Source organism: Pedobacter sp. ISL-64, from assembly GCF_018613605.1.
Taxonomy (GTDB): Bacteria; Bacteroidota; Bacteroidia; order Sphingobacteriales; family Sphingobacteriaceae; genus Pedobacter.
Map to the genome: position 1 here is coordinate 63,473 of NZ_JAGGPU010000004.1, position 18,245 is coordinate 81,717.

The following is an 18,245-nucleotide window of genomic DNA, read 5'->3' on the forward strand; positions in this document are numbered from 1 at the left end:
CTACAGCGAATAACGGGGCTGCTGTTCCCGATTATTACTAAACGCTCATTTTCAGAAATAAAACCATATAAAAGTTAATAGGAGAGCAATGCCAGTACAACATATCTGGGTTTCCTCCCGCTTTCCGTTTTATCCCGATGAATTATCGGGATGTTCACTCCATCCGATAGCTATCGGATCGGGGCTAGATAGCCCGTTAGGTGGTATTATTTTTGCCAGGGCGCTTACCTGCACGAACCTTTGTTAATAAACCCGGTAGTAGCGGCAGCCCCCGATTCTTCATTGGGGCTACAGCGAATAACGGGGCTGCTGTTCCCGAAGAGCTGCTGAACGATCGTTTTCAAAAAAAGAATATCGATGTTTAGTTTGTCGCAAGTTTTTTCTTCCTTCTAAACCTTTTCACCTGCCCCATGTGTTCAGTCGGGATATTATCGCCCAGCAATTTTCCCCAGGGTTTAAGTCCATCAATCCGATCAAAGATGATTTTCAGTACCGCAATAAAAGGAATGGAAAGGAACATTCCGGGGATGCCCCAAAGTGCAGCACCCATTAATACAATTACGATAGAAATAAGTGCGTTGATCTGTACCTTGCTCGAAACAATGCGCGGTACAAGGATATTGTTATCAATAAACTGGATGAGTGCATAGGCACCTATAATTAATAATTGAGTGGTAAAACCATCCATGGTTAAAGTTGCCATTAACACAGGTAAAGCTATCGCTATAATACCGCCGATGTAGGGTAGCAGGTTCAGTATTGCCCCTATAACACCAATTAAAATGGCATTTTGTACACCGAGGATCAGCAGAGCCGCGGAGTTCATCACTGCAACAATTGAAGTTTCGATCAATAAACCGATAATATAACTTTGTATTGCTGCTTTCGTTTCACCTAAAATTTCGGCAACTTTTTGTTTGTTCTCCTCCGAAAACACTTCATAAATAAAATTAAGGATCAATGTTTTGTACAGCAAGATCAGAAAAGTATAAACGGGGATTAAAAAAACGACACTGAGCACACCCATTAAGCCACTTAAGGTTTGGCCAATTAAAGCTTTACTTCCATTTGCAGCATCGTTAACCATTTGCATCTGTTTTTGCGAGGAGATACCAAAGGTAGTTTGCAGCCAGGTTCTGATTTCCTCTAACAGTTGCGATAATTTGTGCTTAATGCTTTCCAGATCGTCGAAAAAGTGGGCAACCTGCGAGGATAGAAAATAGAGTATGGCAATTACGACAACAATACCGATAATCATAGCGAGCATAATGCTTACTATTTTAGGCATTTTTCTTTCAAAACGATTGGTAAGTGGGTTAAGCAATATCGCAATTAGCGCAGCGAAAGCAAGTGGCACAAGAATATCTCTCAGCACACTCATTATAAATACTGTAATTACTAATCCTAAAAGAATTACAGGAGCTTTGATGTAAAATGGGTAGGTTTTAAGCATTTTTAGATGGGTTCACCGTTCAACAACCAAAAGGTAATAAAATTGTTTTAAAGTTTTTTAGCTGTTTAAGGAATAGATGAGCAGGACATCATTATTTTTTTGGTGTCGATTCGCAGAAATAGCAAACAATATCCAGTTATTTTATAAATTTAGCACCATATTATAATAATAATTAAAAACTCCCCATGAAAAATAGCTTTTTAATAGCCATCTGTTTGTTTTTGTTTAGCCACGTTTTAAGCGCTGCGGAAGTAGATACCGCTTTAACCTTTAGCAAATCGATGAACAAAAATATTAAAGCAGTGGTAATTAAACCCGATAGCTATAAAACAGGAAAAACGTTCCCCGTGGTTTACCTGCTCCATGGTGCTGGCGGTAACTATGCCGAATGGGCCAAAAAAGTGCCGGGGATTAAAAATCTGGCCGACCAATACCAGTTTATTATTGTGTGCCCTGATGGTAATGTAACCAGTTGGTATTTCGATAGTCCGGTAGATCCTGAATGGAAATACGAAACCTACGTAGCTAAAGAGTTGGTAAGCTATATTGATGAACATTATAAAACCATAGCCGAAAAAAAGGGTAGGGCCATTACCGGTTTGAGCATGGGCGGCCATGGTGCACTATACCTGGCCATTAAACACCAGGATGTTTATGGTGCCGTAGGCAGTATGAGTGGTGGTGTAGACATTAAACCTTTTCCGAATGGGTGGAATATCTCGAAAAGATTGGGAACACAGGATGAATTTCCAGAACGTTGGAAACAGAACAGTGTGATTGATATGATTTATCGCATTAAGCCAGGATCACTTGCTATTGCCATTGACTGTGGTACTGAAGACTTTTTCTATAAAATGAATGTACGTTTGCATGATGAGCTCCTGTATAACAACATTCCTCACGATTTTACTGCCAGACCTGGTGTACACAACTGGGATTATTGGGCCAATGCGATTAAGTTTCAGAGCGTTTTCTTAAGCAATTATTTTAACGCAAAACCTTAATGTAATTTAGGCAGCAAGCTGTGCACTTATTTTATTAACCAGGTTGCTGATATCGAATGGCTTGGCAATGAAATCGTTAGGATGACAAATAATGCCGCCCGTATCGTTTAAATTATGACTGGCCGAAATCATAATTACCGGAATGTGCAGGGTTAACTCGTTTGCTTTGAGTAGATTGCAAAGATCTCGCCCATCGAGGGCACCTAGCATCACATCCAGCAAAATTAAATCGGGTTTAAATTCGCTAATCCGGTGGTTAAAATGACTTGCATCCATTAATCCACTTACCTGATAGCCTTCCAGTCTTAAAATTAATTCTATAACCTCCAGTATTTCCTGATTATCATCTACCACTAATATCTTTTTCATCTTCTCGTTCTCCATCAGGTTATTGCGATTGTGTTTAACGTGCTGTAAATAAATGCCTTATGACTGATTAACAAAGGCGGGGCTAAAAGGTTTCGATCTATTTTGACGAAAGCACAACGGTTAGTTTTAAACGTGCCTGTAATTCAATGGGAAAAAATAATGAGCAGGCTCGTAAAGATGCTAATCGCAATGAAATTAAAATGATGTAGCGATAGTAATGTAGTTTGCATTAAAATTAATACATCATTTTAAGTAAAAAATTAACTTTTAGATTACATACAAGCTAAAGACTTACCATATTTTTGACCGTTCTCGAAATCTTATTTATAAAACAGGAAACGAAGATTTAAAACCAAAAATGAAATACTTAGTCAAAGAAATCAGTGATGGAAACTGCGATATTACATTATTGCCAGAAAACCTGAATGATAGAAATCTTTTAGCCGAAACAACGAAAAACCTTCAGCACGATTATCAAGAAGCTATTCAATCGCATTATGAGCATGCGTTGAAAAATGAAGTTCATGGCAATGCGGCATTTGTTTCCTTAAACAACGAGGAAAGCAATTATCCGAAAAGAGTAAACGTAAATTACCAGATTATCCTAAGTTAAGCGGATATTCTTCTGGCAAAGGCTTTCTTTATGGCAAAGAAAGCCTGTTTTGTTTTAGGATTCTTTTACTCAAAGTCCTTAAAAATAGCTCAGAACAATTGCCGTATAAAAATTGTTTTTTAAGCAATTAGCGGATTTATCTGTAAGGTTTTATGCCAACTTAAAAACGATGTCGAGGCAAATTTACAATAGAACCATCAAAGTTGATGGAATTGATCTTTTCTACCGCGAGGCAGGAGACGAGAAGAATCCATCTCTACTGCTTTTACATGGGTTCCCAACCTCATCAATAGCTTTCAAGAATATGATGATTGCCATGTCTGACCGGTATCACCTTGTTGCACCAGATTATCCCGGTTTTGGCTTCAGTGAGTTTCCTGTGCCGGATAATTTCGAATATACATTTGGCAACATATCAGCCTTGATAAACAAACTCACAGTAGCCATAAATCTAGATAAGTTCTTTATTTATCTCCATGATTATGGTGCGCCAATCGGACTTCAATTATGTATAAACCATCCGGAAAAAATTTCTGGTATAATTGTTCAGAGCGGCAATGCATATCGTGAGGGCATGGGGCCTGAATGGGACGAGTATATCGACTATTGGTACAATCCAACACCTGTAAAAAAGAACAAGCTTATTAAATTCTTAAGTAAGGAAGGTATAAAAAATCAATACTTCGGTGGGCTTCCAGAAGAAATATTATCTAAAGTCAGCCCGGAATTGTGGATGCTCGACTGGGAGTTTCTGAAAAGGCCAGGGAACATCGAAAGGCAGTTTGAGTTAAACTGTGATTTCAAAACCCACTTAGAAATGTTTCCAATTTATCAGGCGTATTTTCGCAATCACCAGCCGCCAGCGCTCGTTATATGGGGGAAGTATGAAATATTTTTTTCAGTAAAGGAAGTTTCATGTTACAAACGAGACTTACCGGATGCACAAATCCATATTTTAGATGGCGGGCACGATGTGCTTGATACTCATTTTGATGAGGTACTAATGCTAATAAGCAATTTTATTAATGATCTACTTAAGGCGGATACACTTGATCCAAATGCAGTAAAATAAAAATGGTGTTGATTCATTGTGCTTTTCTCAACATGGGCCGTAAATGGTGGATGCTGTTATTAATCCGAATTGCTGCAAATGGTGATAAAAATGTTTGCTATGCCATATCAGCCATTCTTTATAGGTCATTGGTCCAAATGCGCCATGTATTTCGGTTTTTCCAGGTTCAGCGAAATACCGGTCAAAATCATGAAGTTCTGTCATTAACTGTTGAGTGGCACTAACCAGATCTGGATACAGTAACTTTTGCTGAGGTGTTCCGAATACTACATTCCTTGGTATTTCTACAGCGGTGTAGATATTGATTTGTCTGGCGCTATTTGCTTCTTCTTCTGAAACTTCACAGAAAGGTTTCTTTTTACCATTGGTATATTCAACCTGGTTTATCAAGTGTTCAACCATTTGTTGTGCGGTCATTTTTCCCCAAATAGCAAAAGTGTTTGGTTGAAGTTTTAGCAACAGGCTTTCTAAATATTTACGGTTCTTTGGTGCTATTAGCTCGGTTAGCGGGTTCATTTTATATGGGATGCAGGTTTTACAGGTAAGCTGATGTACAAATATATGCTATAGGGTAGGCACAGAGTGGGGTGATACAAGACAATTATAAGGCGATATTTGCCAATTATATATTATCGCAGTAATAATTGAAATAGATTTTTGATCTCCTTTTTCCGGATTCCTCATTTTAGCGATGAGGATAAATAACTTTTAAACAAAAAAGGGTGTCCTAGCTTTTTGGACACCCTCTTTGATTTTTTTCTGCGGGGAAAGATGGAGCAGTTTAGTTTAATAAACGATATTATGATACCTTATAATCAAAAGGTAGTTCTGCGCAGATTATTTATTGGCTTTAGTCGGCAACTGCAGCTTCAACAAATATTTTCCAAAACTTTTAAAATGAACCTGCTAATCACTTTGCCGAAAAACAAATGGCAATCTTTGGGATATCCAAGCTTAAATTTCGTTATATTTCCATACGCCGGAAATGGTAAGCAAAGTCAGTCCAGGTTGTTTTTCACCATAGCTGAAAACACAAATATATTTTGAATGACAAGACGGACAATCTGTTCCAAAGTACAATGTTGGTAAGTCATTTACTGTCAATTCTCCAAAGTGAAGTAAATTTATGGAGGTTTCGGAGGCAATTTTGTTTTTTAACAATTCATTTTTAGCTAAAACTTTTTCGTTATTGTACAATTGAAAAATCGGAAAGCCTGATTCATAAGGTGTTATTTTAACGATATTTTCATGTCCACAGTTACAACATCTGAATTTTACTTCTGTTGCGTTACCGATCTCTGCATTACTGAACATGTTTTTGACAACAGAAACCTGTTTTTCAATGAATATTTTTTTTGAAATGGAATACATCTAAATGATTTTATTGTGCAATAACTACGCCCACAGCTCCTGGGTATTTTCCACTCGGGTTTTTCTTAATTGTTACTTTAATATACCCTTCTTGGGCCAATTTATTCCAGGTTTTTTGGTAGCCAGTCGCTGGATCGATCGGGATTTTCCACATGGTCTGCTTACCATAGCCCACCTGATTAAACCAAGGAATAATATCTGCTGTTTGGCCTTTGAAATTTAATGAATTATTTAAAACTTCGATTTCATAATAAAAATCATAAGTATTTTCAGGTTGATTCAAGGCTCTTTGCCCGAAGGTATACACGGATCCATTGATGACTGGACTTGTAAAACTTCCTCCCAAGGTCGGAGCCCCTGTTCCGCTGTAGGTTCCAATCGCACCACTGTATCTATCGTATTTTTGTCCCATCGTGATTGGTGTATCATCTACAGTATTGAACCCCCCGTTTGCAGGTGGCCATTTTCCGTTTAAATTGTTGTTTAAAAATAGCGTTTCCAGGTCGCCCCACTTTTGTTTCTTGTATAAATCGTAAACCTGATCCCTCATTGTCTGGCTTACAGTGTTTGAAGGATCATAGGTCGCAGCCAGTTGGTTTGCGTTTTTGTAGAATTCAGTGGGTGCCGTAATGGGTGGTTCATCTAAAAGACCATCCTTATCTGAGCGACAAGCCACAGAGAATAATGCAATGTTTAAAAGTAGTAAGTACTTTAATAAATTTTTCATAGCTTTTAATTTAGTTTAGTAAAGTGATGATTTTAAAATAGATCGATAGTGGCAGTAAAATAAGACATTAACTGCATGGCGAATCTAATATTTTTTAATGATAAAAAATACAATTGTATAAGAATATTAACTACAAATATAAGGGCACAACCTATATTGGACGTAAAGAGATCAATGAGGAAATAGCCGCCTTAAATAGAAAACTTGCAAAAGCACGAGACTCGCTTTTGATGATAAATTGGAATCAGACGATTACAAGAAAATCAAGAAAGAATGTGAAGGTAAGGTTAAGTGTCTCGAAATAAAGCTAACCGAGGTGAGGCTGTAAAACTCCAACATTTCGAGTATAGATAAAATGCTTTCGCAGGCAATGGGGCGCTTTCACAACTTAGTTCGTTTTACGAAGCTTGCGATGTATTGAAAAGAGAGTTGTTTGATTCGATATTTCGTGAAATGCTTCGTTTTGACGGATTAACTTATCGAGCCGCTAAATTGAACGAGGCAGCAGAACTTATTTACTCGATTCCTAAAGAATTGAGGGGAAATAAAAAGGGAAGTCTAATCATCAGATCAGACTTCCCTTTGTGTACTCGGGGCGGGAATCGAACCCGCACGCCTTTGAAAGCATCCCGACTTTAGGTTGGGACGTGTCCATCAGTTCCACCATCGACAATTAGCCTTTCGATATATTTACTGCTCTTTTTCGACTTGATTTCAAGTTCTCTCTGTACAGCTTGCCCGACTAAGAAAATATTCTTGGCATACAACAGCCTATGGGTTTTTATCGCTGGTTGCAGTTACCTTGCCTTTATTATACCAAATAAGCCTTTTGCCAATATTTCGGTATGCCCAATATGAAATTTCCGATTTTCTCAGAACGTAGCATATAAACTGTAAACAAAAGAATTCAACTTAAAAGAAAAATGACTAAAAACAAAAAAACCTTTCATTTCTGAAAGGTTTTCGTTCGATTTTTTGAGTACTCGGGGCGGGAATCGAACCCGCACGCCTTTGAAAGCACAGGATTTTAAGTCCTGCGTGTCTACCAGTTCCACCACCCGAGCATTAGCCTGTTCCGAAATCCTTCGGTAGGTTAACTTTAAAATAAATGCCTTCTGGTAGGAAGGCATTTAGAGCGAAAGACGAGATTCGAACTCGCGACCCCGACCTTGGCAAGGTCGTGCTCTACCAACTGAGCTACTTTCGCAAATTAATACATAGTGTTGTATTCCTTTGGGGTTGCAAATATAGGAATTAAAGTTTTTAAAGCAAAAAAATAAAATAAATTTTTCGGATGAAATTCTTAATGCCTAAAAATCAGCGCGGTAAATTTCTTAAAATTAGGATTTATAAGGTTTTTTGTTGTTCTGGAGCTTGATGTAGGCCTTCTCCGATGTAGAACTTTTCAAGTTTATGTTTGTTACCTAATGATTATCTATTCTGATTGCGTTTGTAATCGTTGCTTGTGCCAAAATAAAAAGGTTTATAAACTTTAATATATGGATAAATTAAGCCAAACCAGAATTCAATTATTACACCCTGATTTAAGGGCTTTAGCAACAGAGACTTTTTCTAAAGCCGAATTAAAGTTAACGGGTAGGGCACAAGTAAGAATAACTGCTACTTTGCGCACGTTTGAGGAGCAGGATGCTTTATATAAATTGGGACGGACTGTGGTTAGCCCTGATGGCAAATCGAAAAGTAAGCCGATGGGAAATATTGTGACTAATGCAAAGGCAGGTCAATCGATACATAATTATGGTTTAGCGGTCGATTTTGCCCTGACTATAGATGGTCAGGAAACTTCGTGGAATATGGTTAAAGATTTCGACGAAGATGATATTGCCGATTGGACAGAAGTAGTTGCCGTTTTTAAGGCCAACGGTTGGGAGTGGGGAGGTGATTGGAAGAGGTTTAAAGATCCACCACATTTTCAGTTCGATTTTGGTTATACCTGGCAACAATTGCAGGCCAAATGGAATATTGGCGATCGAAAAAATGGTTATGTCAATTTAAAAAGAGCTGCGCTAAACGTAGTCAACCTCTACAGGGCAAAAGCAGCTTTAAACCTTAGAACAGGACCATCTATTACTTCGAGAAAGAAAAAAGTTATTTTAAAAGGCGATTATCTTAGCGAAATTTCGAGAGAAGGCGAATGGAGTAATGTGGTTTTTGAAGGCATTAAAGGATACGTTATTAATAGATATCTGGTTAAATGATCAAAACGTAGAACATTAAATAAATTAAACCGCTAATCTATATTCTGGAAATTATTTCCAAATCAACTTTTACCATGCATTTATTCTAAAATTCTTAATTAAATGTAATAATCGTCAAATGGTTTTACCAGCGGTTCTGCCTTGGTTATCATTAGAGGGGATGAATAAAACCAAGGTTGGAAGCGTGAAAGATCCATCCTTGGTTTTGTTTTAGGATATTAATCAACTTAAATTAACCGTTTGTATATGCTACTGTCAAGTCCCTGTTTTTACTTAAATGATGTATGGACTATAGAGATGTACAGGTATTGTCCGAAAGTGTAGCCCCTGCGCCATTGGAAGCTGTAACATTTGCTTTTACTGTTGAAGCATTGAGCGCAGTAAGGCTGTAAGGCGGAGTGAAAGCCGTTACACCATTACCTGTAGTATTTCCGGTGACAGCTGTAAATATATTGTTTTTCACCTGAACCGCTGTTGCGCTGTTGTTCATCAGATCGATCGGGATCTTAACATTTTCAAATACATTTGACTCGATCAACAGATTTGATTCGAAACCGGCCTGTATGCAATTTTTACTTGCCGTGCTATTAAAGTAGTTGTTCACTAGATGCACCTTGCCAAACCTTACCCTTGGCATTCTGGCAACGCAGCCCTGGGCCCACCAGCAGCGTACAAAGGTAATACGGAAATGTCCCCTGTCTGAGGTAACATCATCACCTGAGCCAATCAGGTTAGAAAAGCGATGATCATCTGATCCCCCTGGGCCACCGGCTCTTGGTGCTTTCAGATAGGTGAATTTACAGTAGGAAACTGTAATGAAATCGGAAGCAGCCTTAATGTCAAAGTTTCCGTCAACGCCGTCCCTGAATTCACAGTGGTCTACCCAAACATTGGTAGAGGCATCTAAGGTAACATTATCCCAGCCGTCAACATCGTAAGCGCCAGGACCTTCAAAAATCAGGTTCCGGATAATGATGTTTTTGCATCTTTTTACATACATTATCCCGGAGCCGGCCTTGGTCTGATCAGCTGAAACGATCTTTGCACCAGTAGACCCAAAGAGCGTTTTTCCCGTCTGGTCCTGAAAGGAAATCCTTCCGCCAGAAGGTACTGTTATTGTGCCGTTGACCTGGATTACCTTGATTGCTGTATTTTCTATTGCCGACTTTAACGATACATAATTTGTAACCACCGTGGCGCTGACTTCTCCGCCGCCGGTAGTGCCGCCGTTTTGCGATGCCCAGGCTTTGGCATAACATATAGCTTCGGTTGTTGCAGGGTTCGGAATGGTTTGGTCGGTTGAAAGTGATGTGTTATTAGTTTCGTCAGTCAGTTGAGCCGACTTTTCGCAGCTGAACATTAGCATAGGGATGCTAATAGCCATTAAATAATGGCATAAATTTTTGTTTCTCATTTTTGGTTTTTTTTGGTTAGAATTTTTTACAACAGGACAGAATTTTTTTTAAGCACATTTGGTTAATATTCGGTTGTTGTATTAGTTAAGTTACATGATGTATCTGTTTAAGTAGTGTTTTTGTGTATAAATATTTATGCAATCGTTCCCGTTATCGATTGCGTAATGCCGTATCTATTGATTTTTAGCATTAATACATCAAAAAAAGATTGATTTCCATTGAACGGCAGCATAAAAAATTATATTCTTGGCCATTTTTTATATAGCATAGCTTGTATAATATTATTGCAGTTTTAAAATTTATCAGGTGCCGTTTTCAACCTACATGCCTTTCTGATTTGAGCTTTATTAAGCTCCGCAAACGATTGCACAAATAAATAACCCAATTTACTGCAGGCTCTGGTTAAAACTCCGTAAGATTGTTGAGTGTGGTGTTTAGCGCTGGATTTCAGGTCTTTGTGCTGTTTGCATCTAATTAATAATTAACATGTATATCGAATTTTAGGATTTGATGTGCTATTGAAAACCTAACCAAATATTATGATCAAATTGTATCTATCGTTGGCTATGTGCTGTCTTCTTTTTTTTACTGCTACAGCGCAGAACCGTACCGTTACCGGCCAGGTATCAGATGCCAAAACCGGTGAAACCCTTATTGGGGTGAGTATACTTCTTAAGGGCACTACCCAGGGCACAAGTTCAGACGGGAATGGGAAATTTACCATAAGTGTACCAGACAACGCTGCCGTGCTCGTTTTTAATTACGTGGGTTATGCGAACCGCGAAGTAACTGTAGGCGCACAGCGTCAAATTAGCATCAAGATGTCGCCAGACGAAACCACCCTGAACGATGTTGTTGTTATTGGATATGGAACAGTAAAAAAACGCGATCTTACAGGCGCTGTTGTATCTGTTAAGGGGGATGATATTGCTAAAGTGCCTTCGGCAAATCCCCTTGAGTCTATTCAGGGAAAAGTACCGGGTGTTGATATTACCAGAAGCAGCGGCTCAGCCTCATCGGGCGTTAATATTAATATCAGGGGTACCCGTTCCATTTCAGCAGGAAACGGTCCGCTTATTATTGTTGACGGTGTGCAGTACGGAAGTTTGCAGGATCTAAATGCGAACGATATTGCTTCGATGGAAATACTCAAGGATGCTTCCTCTACTGCAATATACGGATCGAGAGGTGCCAATGGTGTAATCCTGGTAACCACTAAAAAAGGGATTTCCGGACAAGCCGTTGTATCACTTAATTCCTATTACGGGATCTCGCAGGTTGCACGGTATCCGGGTGTAATGGATGGCCAGCAATTTGTTGAGCAGCGCCGCCAGGCCTATCGTACCACAGGAAACTGGGCCAGCCCTGCCGATGATATCAAAATCTTTAATTCGGCCGAATATGCAGCCGTTCAGAATAACCAGTTTACCAACTATCAGGATCTATTGCTCCACGATGGTAGCCAACAGGATTATCAGCTCGGTGTTAGGGCCGGAACCGAAAAAACCAAAGCCTACTTTTCGCTCGATTATTTAAATGAAAAAGGAATCCTCAAAAACGACAGATCGGCACGTTACTCGGCGCGGTTAAACCTCGATCAGAACATCGGAAAATATTTCACAACGGGAATGCAGGCACAGTTTACCCATTACGAGATAGATAACCGAAGGGATCCCTTAAACCAGGCCAACAAAATATCGCCTTTGGGCGATGCTTTCGACGCTCAGGGCAATTTTATTGTCTATCCGCTTGCGGGAACTTCTGTGAATCCCCTTGCAGATGAGCAGCCAGATGTATATTCCGGAAAATCGATCATCAACCGTACGCTCTTATCTGCTTATATGGAACTAAAACCAATAAAAGGGCTTGTAATCAGGTCGAATGTGGGCGCAAACCTGAATACCGACAGAACAGGTACGTTTGCCGACCGGTATTCGATTGACAGGAATGGTTCGGTTCCAAAGGCCACATATTCGGCTTCGAACAGCCATTTAATCAATATTGAAAATTTTGTAACCTATAACAAAGAGATAAAAGACCATTCGTTTACCCTTACAGGGATCAATAGCATGCTTTTTAACCGGTCTGACAATATCGCTGCATCGGGAGAGAATCAATTGCTCAAATCGCAGCTTTTTTATGCATTGGGCAATACCCAGAACCAGGCTGTTACTACCGCCTATAACATGAGCAACCTGATTTCTTATGCCGGCAGGATTAATTATGCCTATAAAGGGAAATATCTATTAACTGCCACCGGACGAACTGATGGCTCTTCTAAACTTGCAGAGGCCAATCAATGGGCATTCTTCCCTTCGGCTGCTGTTGCGTGGAGAATCAGTGATGAGCAATTCCTGAAGGATAGTAAGGTAATCAGCGATCTGAAAGTTAAATACAGCTATGGTATTGCAGGAAGTGATAATATTGGCGCATATTCTACCCAGAGCAGCCTTTCAAGGATAGCTTTCGGTTACGATGAAACATCAGTTCCATCCTATACCTATTCTCCAAGGATCGGAAATGTTGATCTAACCTGGGAAAAGACCAAAACAAGTGATTTCGGGCTGGAGATTGGATTGTTCAAAAACAGGATTACGGCAACTTTCGACTATTATGATTCTAAAACTTACGACTTGCTTCTTAACAGAAGTTTGCCTCCAACCGATGGTGTAACCACAGTAACCCAGAATATCGCCAAAACAAGGAACAAGGGAATTGAGATTTTCATTTCTTCGAAAAACCTGGAGGGCAGGGATTTCAAATGGTTTACCAACCTCACCTTTAGCAGAAATGTAGAAAAGATAACTGAGCTTGCCGGCGGGGCACAATCGGATGTGCTAAACTCCTGGTTTGTAGGCTCACCTGTACAGGCCTTTTACGATTATCAGAAAATCGGGATCTGGCAAACCGGAGAGGAAACAGAAGCTGCAAAATATGGACAGAAGCCGGGCGATATACGCGTGGCCGATCTCAATAACGATGGGAAAATAGATGCAACCAATGATAGAAAGATTATTGGTACCAACAGGCCAAAATGGAGCGGAGGGCTTGAAAATACCTTTAGTTATAAATCATGGGACCTTAATGTTTATATTTTTGCCAGAATTGGACAGACCATTTATCCAGATTTTTTAAGAAGGTATGATCCGCAGGGCGTTGCCAATAGTACAACTGTTATCAACTACTGGACCCCAGAAAACCCGAGCAATGATTACCCGCGTCCCAATAAAAATATTTCCCTGGCCTCAACGCTTTATTCCTCATCCCTTGGTTATGTAGATGGGTCTTATGTAAGGCTGCGCAACATCACCCTGGGTTATACCGTTCCAAAAGAAGTTATCCAGAAGAGTTTTGTTAAAAGCCTGCGTTTATATGCTACGGCAAGAAACCCATTCACCTACACCCGCTCGGCATTTTTAAAGGAGTATGACCCTGAAAGGGGAGGATCGGAAAATGCACCGATGACCAAACTATATACCTTCGGACTGAATGCAACTTTTTAGAAAATTAAAGGAAAACATGATGAAACAATATATATTTAAAGGACTGCTGTTGTTAAGTGTACTCACATTTACTGCATCCTGCCAGAAATCGTTAAAAGAATATAACCCTTCGGGAATTACTGCCGAAAGCGTTTTTACCACCCCGGAAGGATTCGAAACATTGGTAAACGCGGCCTATTCCTACCAGCGCTGGTGGTATGGAAAGGAAGAAGGGTTTGGCCTCTCAGAAATGGGAACAGATCTTTGGATGAGCGGTGCCGGTGATGTGGCAACCGACCTTACCCAGTACATTAACCTTCAGGGAACAAACGGCGCTATTACCACAGAATGGCAACAGCTTTATGCTGCTGTGAACCTTTGTAATACAGGGGTAAACAGAATTTCCGGCGCTGGTCTGTCCGCTACTGCACGTCCAATAAGGGAGGCGGAACTCAGGTTTTTAAGGGCGTTTTATTATTGGCATATTGTGGAGACCTGGGGTGGAGTACATTTTTCGCTTGCAGAAACCCAGGGCGTAATTACCACAGCAAATAAGACGCCTGTTGAAACGTTTAACAAACAGATTATTGATGACCTGCTTTTTGCTGTCGAACGGCTTCCGGTTACAACCACCGATTATGGAAGGGTTACAAAACCTGCGGCCCAGGCATTTTTGGCAAGGATGTACCTCACCCAGAAAAAATACACCGAAGCAAAGGCCATGGCACTTGCTGTAATTAATGGTGGGTATGGTTTTACCTTGCTGCCTAATTATGCCGATCTGTGGAAAATGTCGAACCTTAAAAACAAGGAAGTGGTATATGCGGTAAACTATGCGGTAAATCTTTCCCTGAACGACCTTTCCGATCCGATATTAAATCCGCTTGGGCACAGTAGGGGGAGCAATAATGGTCATATGCTTTTCGCCATGAAATACGACGACCAGCCAGGTATGATCAGGGATATTGCCAACGGACGGCCGTTTAACAGGTATATGCCTACAAGGTTCCTGCTGGATCTTTATTCAGATAACGATGCGCGATATGAAGGTTCATTTAAAACAACATGGTTTGCAAACGGTACTTCGAGGCCTGCTGGTATGGCTATAGGAGATACTGCCATATTTGCCACAAAAAAGGTATATGCACCAACGGGTAAACTTTATAAGATATATGACCGGAATGCGGTGTATAATGCAAACGGAACGGTGAAAGATCAGTTACATTATGTATCGTTAAATAAGTTTGATGATCCCACCAGAACGAGCGCAAATGAGGCACAAAGTGCACGGGACAGTTATGTAATCCGCTTTGCTGAGCTTTATCTTATTGCCGCCGAAGCAGAATTCAATCTGGGAAATCCCGATCAGGCTGCAACCTATTTAAATGTTGTGCGTACCAGGGCAGCTAAGGCAGGTAAAGTTGCCGAAATGCAGCTTACCGGTAGCCAAATAACCTTAGACCTGATCCTTGATGAAAGGGCAAGAGAATTTGCCGGTGAACAGCTACGCTGGTTCGACCTCAAACGAACAGGTAAACTCATTGATAGGGTTAAGGCTGACAATCCAAATGCCGCCGGGGGAATACAGAATTTTCACCTGGTACGCCCCATCCCAAGAACACAGGTAGATGCGGTAACCAATAAGGACGAATTTAAACAGAACCCAGGTTATCAGTAAGTTTTTTCCCAGAACAAACCTTCGGGAAATTTTTACCTGTTTGGATCTATATTGAAAAAATGCCGCTCTCAAGCGGCATTTTTTTGTTGTTTTCTTCTTTATCGTTCGTTCATTGGAAAGATTGAAAGGGTGTTGTTTGCCAAACCAGTTCATTTGCTTCCTTTTTTCTAAATGATGAACAAATCAAAAAATGCACATCGCTTAAGGGTGCCGAGTAATCTAGCAATAGACAGGTTGTTGAAGAAATTCATCTGTTTGCAAATTTTTCTTTGCCAAGAAAAATATTACTCTTTTCCTACATCACTGATATAGCCGAACTGTGATTGAATAATAATCGTTATTTTAACGTTTGTTTTTTATATTTGATAACACCAAATATATAGGCCATGTCTTTTTTCAAATCTTTGATCCTTTTAATATTATTCATAGCAGTTGGGCCTTTGGCTTTAGTTGCGCAACGGGCAGTACAGCGTAAACAACTCTTTGATCATGATTGGAAATTTAACCTGGGAGATGTTAAGGGCGGAAGCAGTTTTGAATTTCATGATCAGAATTGGAGAACTCTCGATCTGCCACATGATTGGAGCATTGAAGGGAAGATTAGTTCGAAAAATCCAACTGGTGGAGACGGAGGTTTTTTCCCATCGGGAACAGGCTGGTATAGAAAGAAATTTATGGTGCCCTCTGATTGGAAGGGTAGGCTTATTTCCATAAACTTTGAGGGAGTTTACATGAATTCAGAAGTTTTTATCAATGGAAAATCATTAGGCACTTATCCTTACGGGTATTCTGCATTTACCTACGATCTTAGTCGATACCTTAATTTTGGGAAACAAAATGTAATTGCGGTTAGGGTAGATAATTCAAAACAGAAAAACAGCCGTTGGTATAGCGGCTCCGGCATCTACCGTCATGTGTGGCTGGTGGTAACGGGGCAGGTTCATATTCCCAATTGGGGGGTAGGGATTTCTACGCCTGAAGTTGCTGAAAAAAAAGCCACTGTAAAGATTAAAACAAGGGTTAAGAACGAAACCGCACTACCCAAAACAGTTACGGTTCAGACCAATCTCCTTGACCCAGGGCTGAAAAAGTCAGGTACAATACAAACTCAAGTCAGGTTAGACGCGCATAGTGAAAAGGAGGTAATACAGGATATACAGGTAGAAAAACCACTTTTATGGTCGCCAAAAAAACCTAGCCTATACCGGGCTCAAATTAATATTATCTCCAATAAAAAGGTGATTGATGGCAACCGGACAGATTTTGGAATCCGTTCATTAAGATTTACAACAGAAAATGGTTTTCAGCTGAATGGACAGACACTAAAACTCAATGGCGGCTGTGTGCACCATGATAACGGCTGTTTAGGCGCCGCTGCCTTTGACCGGGCCGAGCAACGGCGGGTCGAACTGTTGAAAGCAGGAGGGTTTAATGCCATAAGAACTGCTCATAATCCCCCTTCTGAAGCCTTTTTGGATGCATGCGACCGCTTAGGGATGCTGGTTATCGATGAAGCATTTGATGGTTGGAAAACCGCCAAGAATAAATATGACTATGCCATGTATTTTGACGATTGGTGGAAAAAAGACATAAATGCAATGGTACTAAGGGATAGAAATCATCCCTCGATTATTATGTGGAGTATAGGGAATGAGATCATAGAACGGAAGGAACCACAGGCGGTACATACCGCAAAAATGTTGGTAGACGCTGTTCATGAAATTGATTCTACCCGTCCTGTAACTTCAGCAATGACTACCTGGGATAAGGATTGGGAAATATTTGATCCATTAATGGTGCAGCATGATGTTGCTGGCTATAATTATCAGTTGCACAGGGCTATAGCAGATCATCAAAGAGTACCTTCCAGGATCATTGTTCAAACAGAATCCTATCCCAGAGATGCCTTTGCCAATTGGAAACTTGTAAATAACAATAGCTATATCATCGGAGACTTTGTTTGGACCGCACTCGACTACCTTGGCGAATCGGGCATAGGCCGTTATTATTATTCGGGTGAGGTACCCGGTGAGCATTGGGAGAATAGTTTTTTTCCATGGCATGGCGCTTACTGCGGCGATATTGACCTGACCGGATGGCGGAAACCCATTTCCCATTACCGGAGCATGTTGTATAACGATAACGAAAAACTCTATATGGCCGTCCGTGAACCGGCCCCGGCCCCGTTAGAAATCAAAGAAACATTATGGTCGGTATGGCCAACCTGGGAAAGCTGGACATGGCCGGGATATGAGGGTAAACAGCTTCAGGTTGAGGTTTATTCCAAATATCCTAGGGTTCGTTTATACCTTAATAAAAAAATGATAGGAGAGCAGGAAACCAGCATAGCCCAGGAGTTTAAGGCTGTTTTTACCGTTCCCTACGCTGCTGGAGAATTGCTTGCTGTTGGTGTTCAGGATAGTAAAGAAGTGGAAAAAGCCATACTCAGAACCTCGGCAAATACAGCCAGGATAAAGCTCAGGGCAGATCGCAGTGAAATCAGCGCAAATGGACAAGACTTGGTATTTGTAACTGTTGAACTGACCGATAAAAACGGTGTGTTGCAGCCAAATTCTGAAAACAGGGTAAATTTTGACATTGAGGGGCCAGGGAAGATTATTGGGGTAGACAATGCGAACCTGAAAGATGAAGATCTCTATATTTCCAACTCACGTAGGACATGGAAAGGGCGGGCGCTGGTGGTCATCAAAAGTACCAAAAGCACTGGAACGATAAAGTTAAAGGCAAGCGCTCCGGGCCTGGCCGAGGCTGTGGTTGTAGTTAGCTCATCTCCAGAAGCAATTCAGCACACACTTCGTTATTAGCTATGATTTAAATGGTA

At 40.4% G+C, this 18,245-nt stretch carries 13 protein-coding genes and 2 tRNA genes; 7 read left to right on the forward strand and 8 right to left on the reverse strand.

Annotated elements, in window-relative coordinates; all coding sequences use genetic code 11:
- Positions 1-361: 361 nt before the first annotated feature.
- Positions 362-1,453, reverse strand: coding sequence for an AI-2E family transporter (locus J7E57_RS05005; RefSeq protein WP_131029731.1), 1,092 nt, complete (start codon positions 1,451-1,453; stop codon positions 362-364).
- Positions 1,454-1,638: 185 nt separating this feature from the next.
- Between J7E57_RS05005 and J7E57_RS05010 the strand changes: the two genes are divergently transcribed.
- The gene (locus J7E57_RS05010) at positions 1,639-2,457 is read left to right on the forward strand and encodes an alpha/beta hydrolase (RefSeq protein ID WP_215125863.1); all 819 of its coding nucleotides are present in this window, start codon (positions 1,639-1,641) and stop codon (positions 2,455-2,457) included.
- Between the two features lie 6 nt (positions 2,458-2,463).
- Here the strand turns inward: J7E57_RS05010 and J7E57_RS05015 are convergent, their stop codons facing one another.
- Positions 2,464-2,826: a PleD family two-component system response regulator gene (locus J7E57_RS05015; protein WP_215125864.1), complete on the reverse strand. Its 363-nt coding sequence runs from the start codon at positions 2,824-2,826 to the stop codon at positions 2,464-2,466.
- Positions 2,827-3,184: 358 nt separating this feature from the next.
- On the opposite strand from J7E57_RS05015, the gene J7E57_RS05020 reads away from it, so the two are divergent.
- Entirely contained in the window at positions 3,185-3,439 is a 255-nt protein-coding gene (locus J7E57_RS05020) for a hypothetical protein (protein WP_029279491.1), read from the forward strand.
- A 169-nt stretch (positions 3,440-3,608) separates the two neighbouring features.
- Positions 3,609-4,511 carry an alpha/beta fold hydrolase gene (locus tag J7E57_RS05025; RefSeq protein ID WP_215125865.1) on the forward strand — a complete coding sequence of 301 codons (903 nt, stop codon included), beginning with the start codon at positions 3,609-3,611 and terminating at the stop codon, positions 4,509-4,511.
- A gap of 27 nt (positions 4,512-4,538) precedes the next feature.
- Here the strand turns inward: J7E57_RS05025 and J7E57_RS05030 are convergent, their stop codons facing one another.
- The 5 genes from J7E57_RS05030 to J7E57_RS05050 all read right to left on the reverse strand — a co-directional run bounded on the left by J7E57_RS05030 (position 4,539) and on the right by J7E57_RS05050 (position 7,816).
- A complete protein-coding gene (locus J7E57_RS05030) occupies positions 4,539-5,027 on the reverse strand; it encodes a DUF1569 domain-containing protein (protein ID WP_215125866.1) in 489 nt (162 codons plus the stop codon).
- A gap of 438 nt (positions 5,028-5,465) precedes the next feature.
- Positions 5,466-5,882, reverse strand: a complete 417-nt coding sequence (locus J7E57_RS05035; RefSeq protein WP_215125867.1) for a hypothetical protein — start codon at positions 5,880-5,882, stop codon at positions 5,466-5,468.
- A gap of 10 nt (positions 5,883-5,892) precedes the next feature.
- Positions 5,893-6,609 (reverse strand): TNT domain-containing protein, encoded by a 717-nt coding sequence (locus tag J7E57_RS05040; RefSeq protein ID WP_215125868.1) that lies wholly within the window; start codon positions 6,607-6,609, stop codon positions 5,893-5,895.
- A gap of 980 nt (positions 6,610-7,589) precedes the next feature.
- Positions 7,590-7,673, reverse strand: a tRNA-Leu gene (locus tag J7E57_RS05045).
- A gap of 70 nt (positions 7,674-7,743) precedes the next feature.
- Positions 7,744-7,816: transfer RNA gene (locus J7E57_RS05050), tRNA-Gly, on the reverse strand.
- 292 nt (positions 7,817-8,108) lie between these two features.
- Between J7E57_RS05050 and J7E57_RS05055 the strand changes: the two genes are divergently transcribed.
- A complete protein-coding gene (locus tag J7E57_RS05055; RefSeq protein ID WP_215125869.1) occupies positions 8,109-8,828 on the forward strand; it encodes a M15 family metallopeptidase in 720 nt (239 codons plus the stop codon).
- Positions 8,829-9,117: 289 nt separating this feature from the next.
- Here J7E57_RS05055 and J7E57_RS05060 read toward each other — a convergent pair whose 3' ends face one another.
- On the reverse strand, positions 9,118-10,242 hold the full coding sequence (locus J7E57_RS05060; protein ID WP_215125870.1) for a polysaccharide lyase family 1 protein: 1,125 nt from the start codon (positions 10,240-10,242) through the stop codon (positions 9,118-9,120).
- Between the two features lie 540 nt (positions 10,243-10,782).
- Between J7E57_RS05060 and J7E57_RS05065 the strand changes: the two genes are divergently transcribed.
- From J7E57_RS05065 to J7E57_RS05075, 3 genes are all read left to right on the forward strand, one after another.
- Complete coding sequence (locus J7E57_RS05065; protein WP_215125871.1) at positions 10,783-13,746, forward strand: SusC/RagA family TonB-linked outer membrane protein; 2,964 nt, start codon at positions 10,783-10,785, stop codon at positions 13,744-13,746.
- A gap of 16 nt (positions 13,747-13,762) precedes the next feature.
- Complete coding sequence (locus J7E57_RS05070; protein ID WP_251029808.1) at positions 13,763-15,403, forward strand: RagB/SusD family nutrient uptake outer membrane protein; 1,641 nt, start codon at positions 13,763-13,765, stop codon at positions 15,401-15,403.
- 386 nt (positions 15,404-15,789) lie between these two features.
- On the forward strand, positions 15,790-18,228 hold the full coding sequence (locus J7E57_RS05075) for a sugar-binding domain-containing protein (RefSeq protein ID WP_215125872.1): 2,439 nt from the start codon (positions 15,790-15,792) through the stop codon (positions 18,226-18,228).
- The last annotated feature ends 17 nt before the right edge of the window (positions 18,229-18,245 follow it).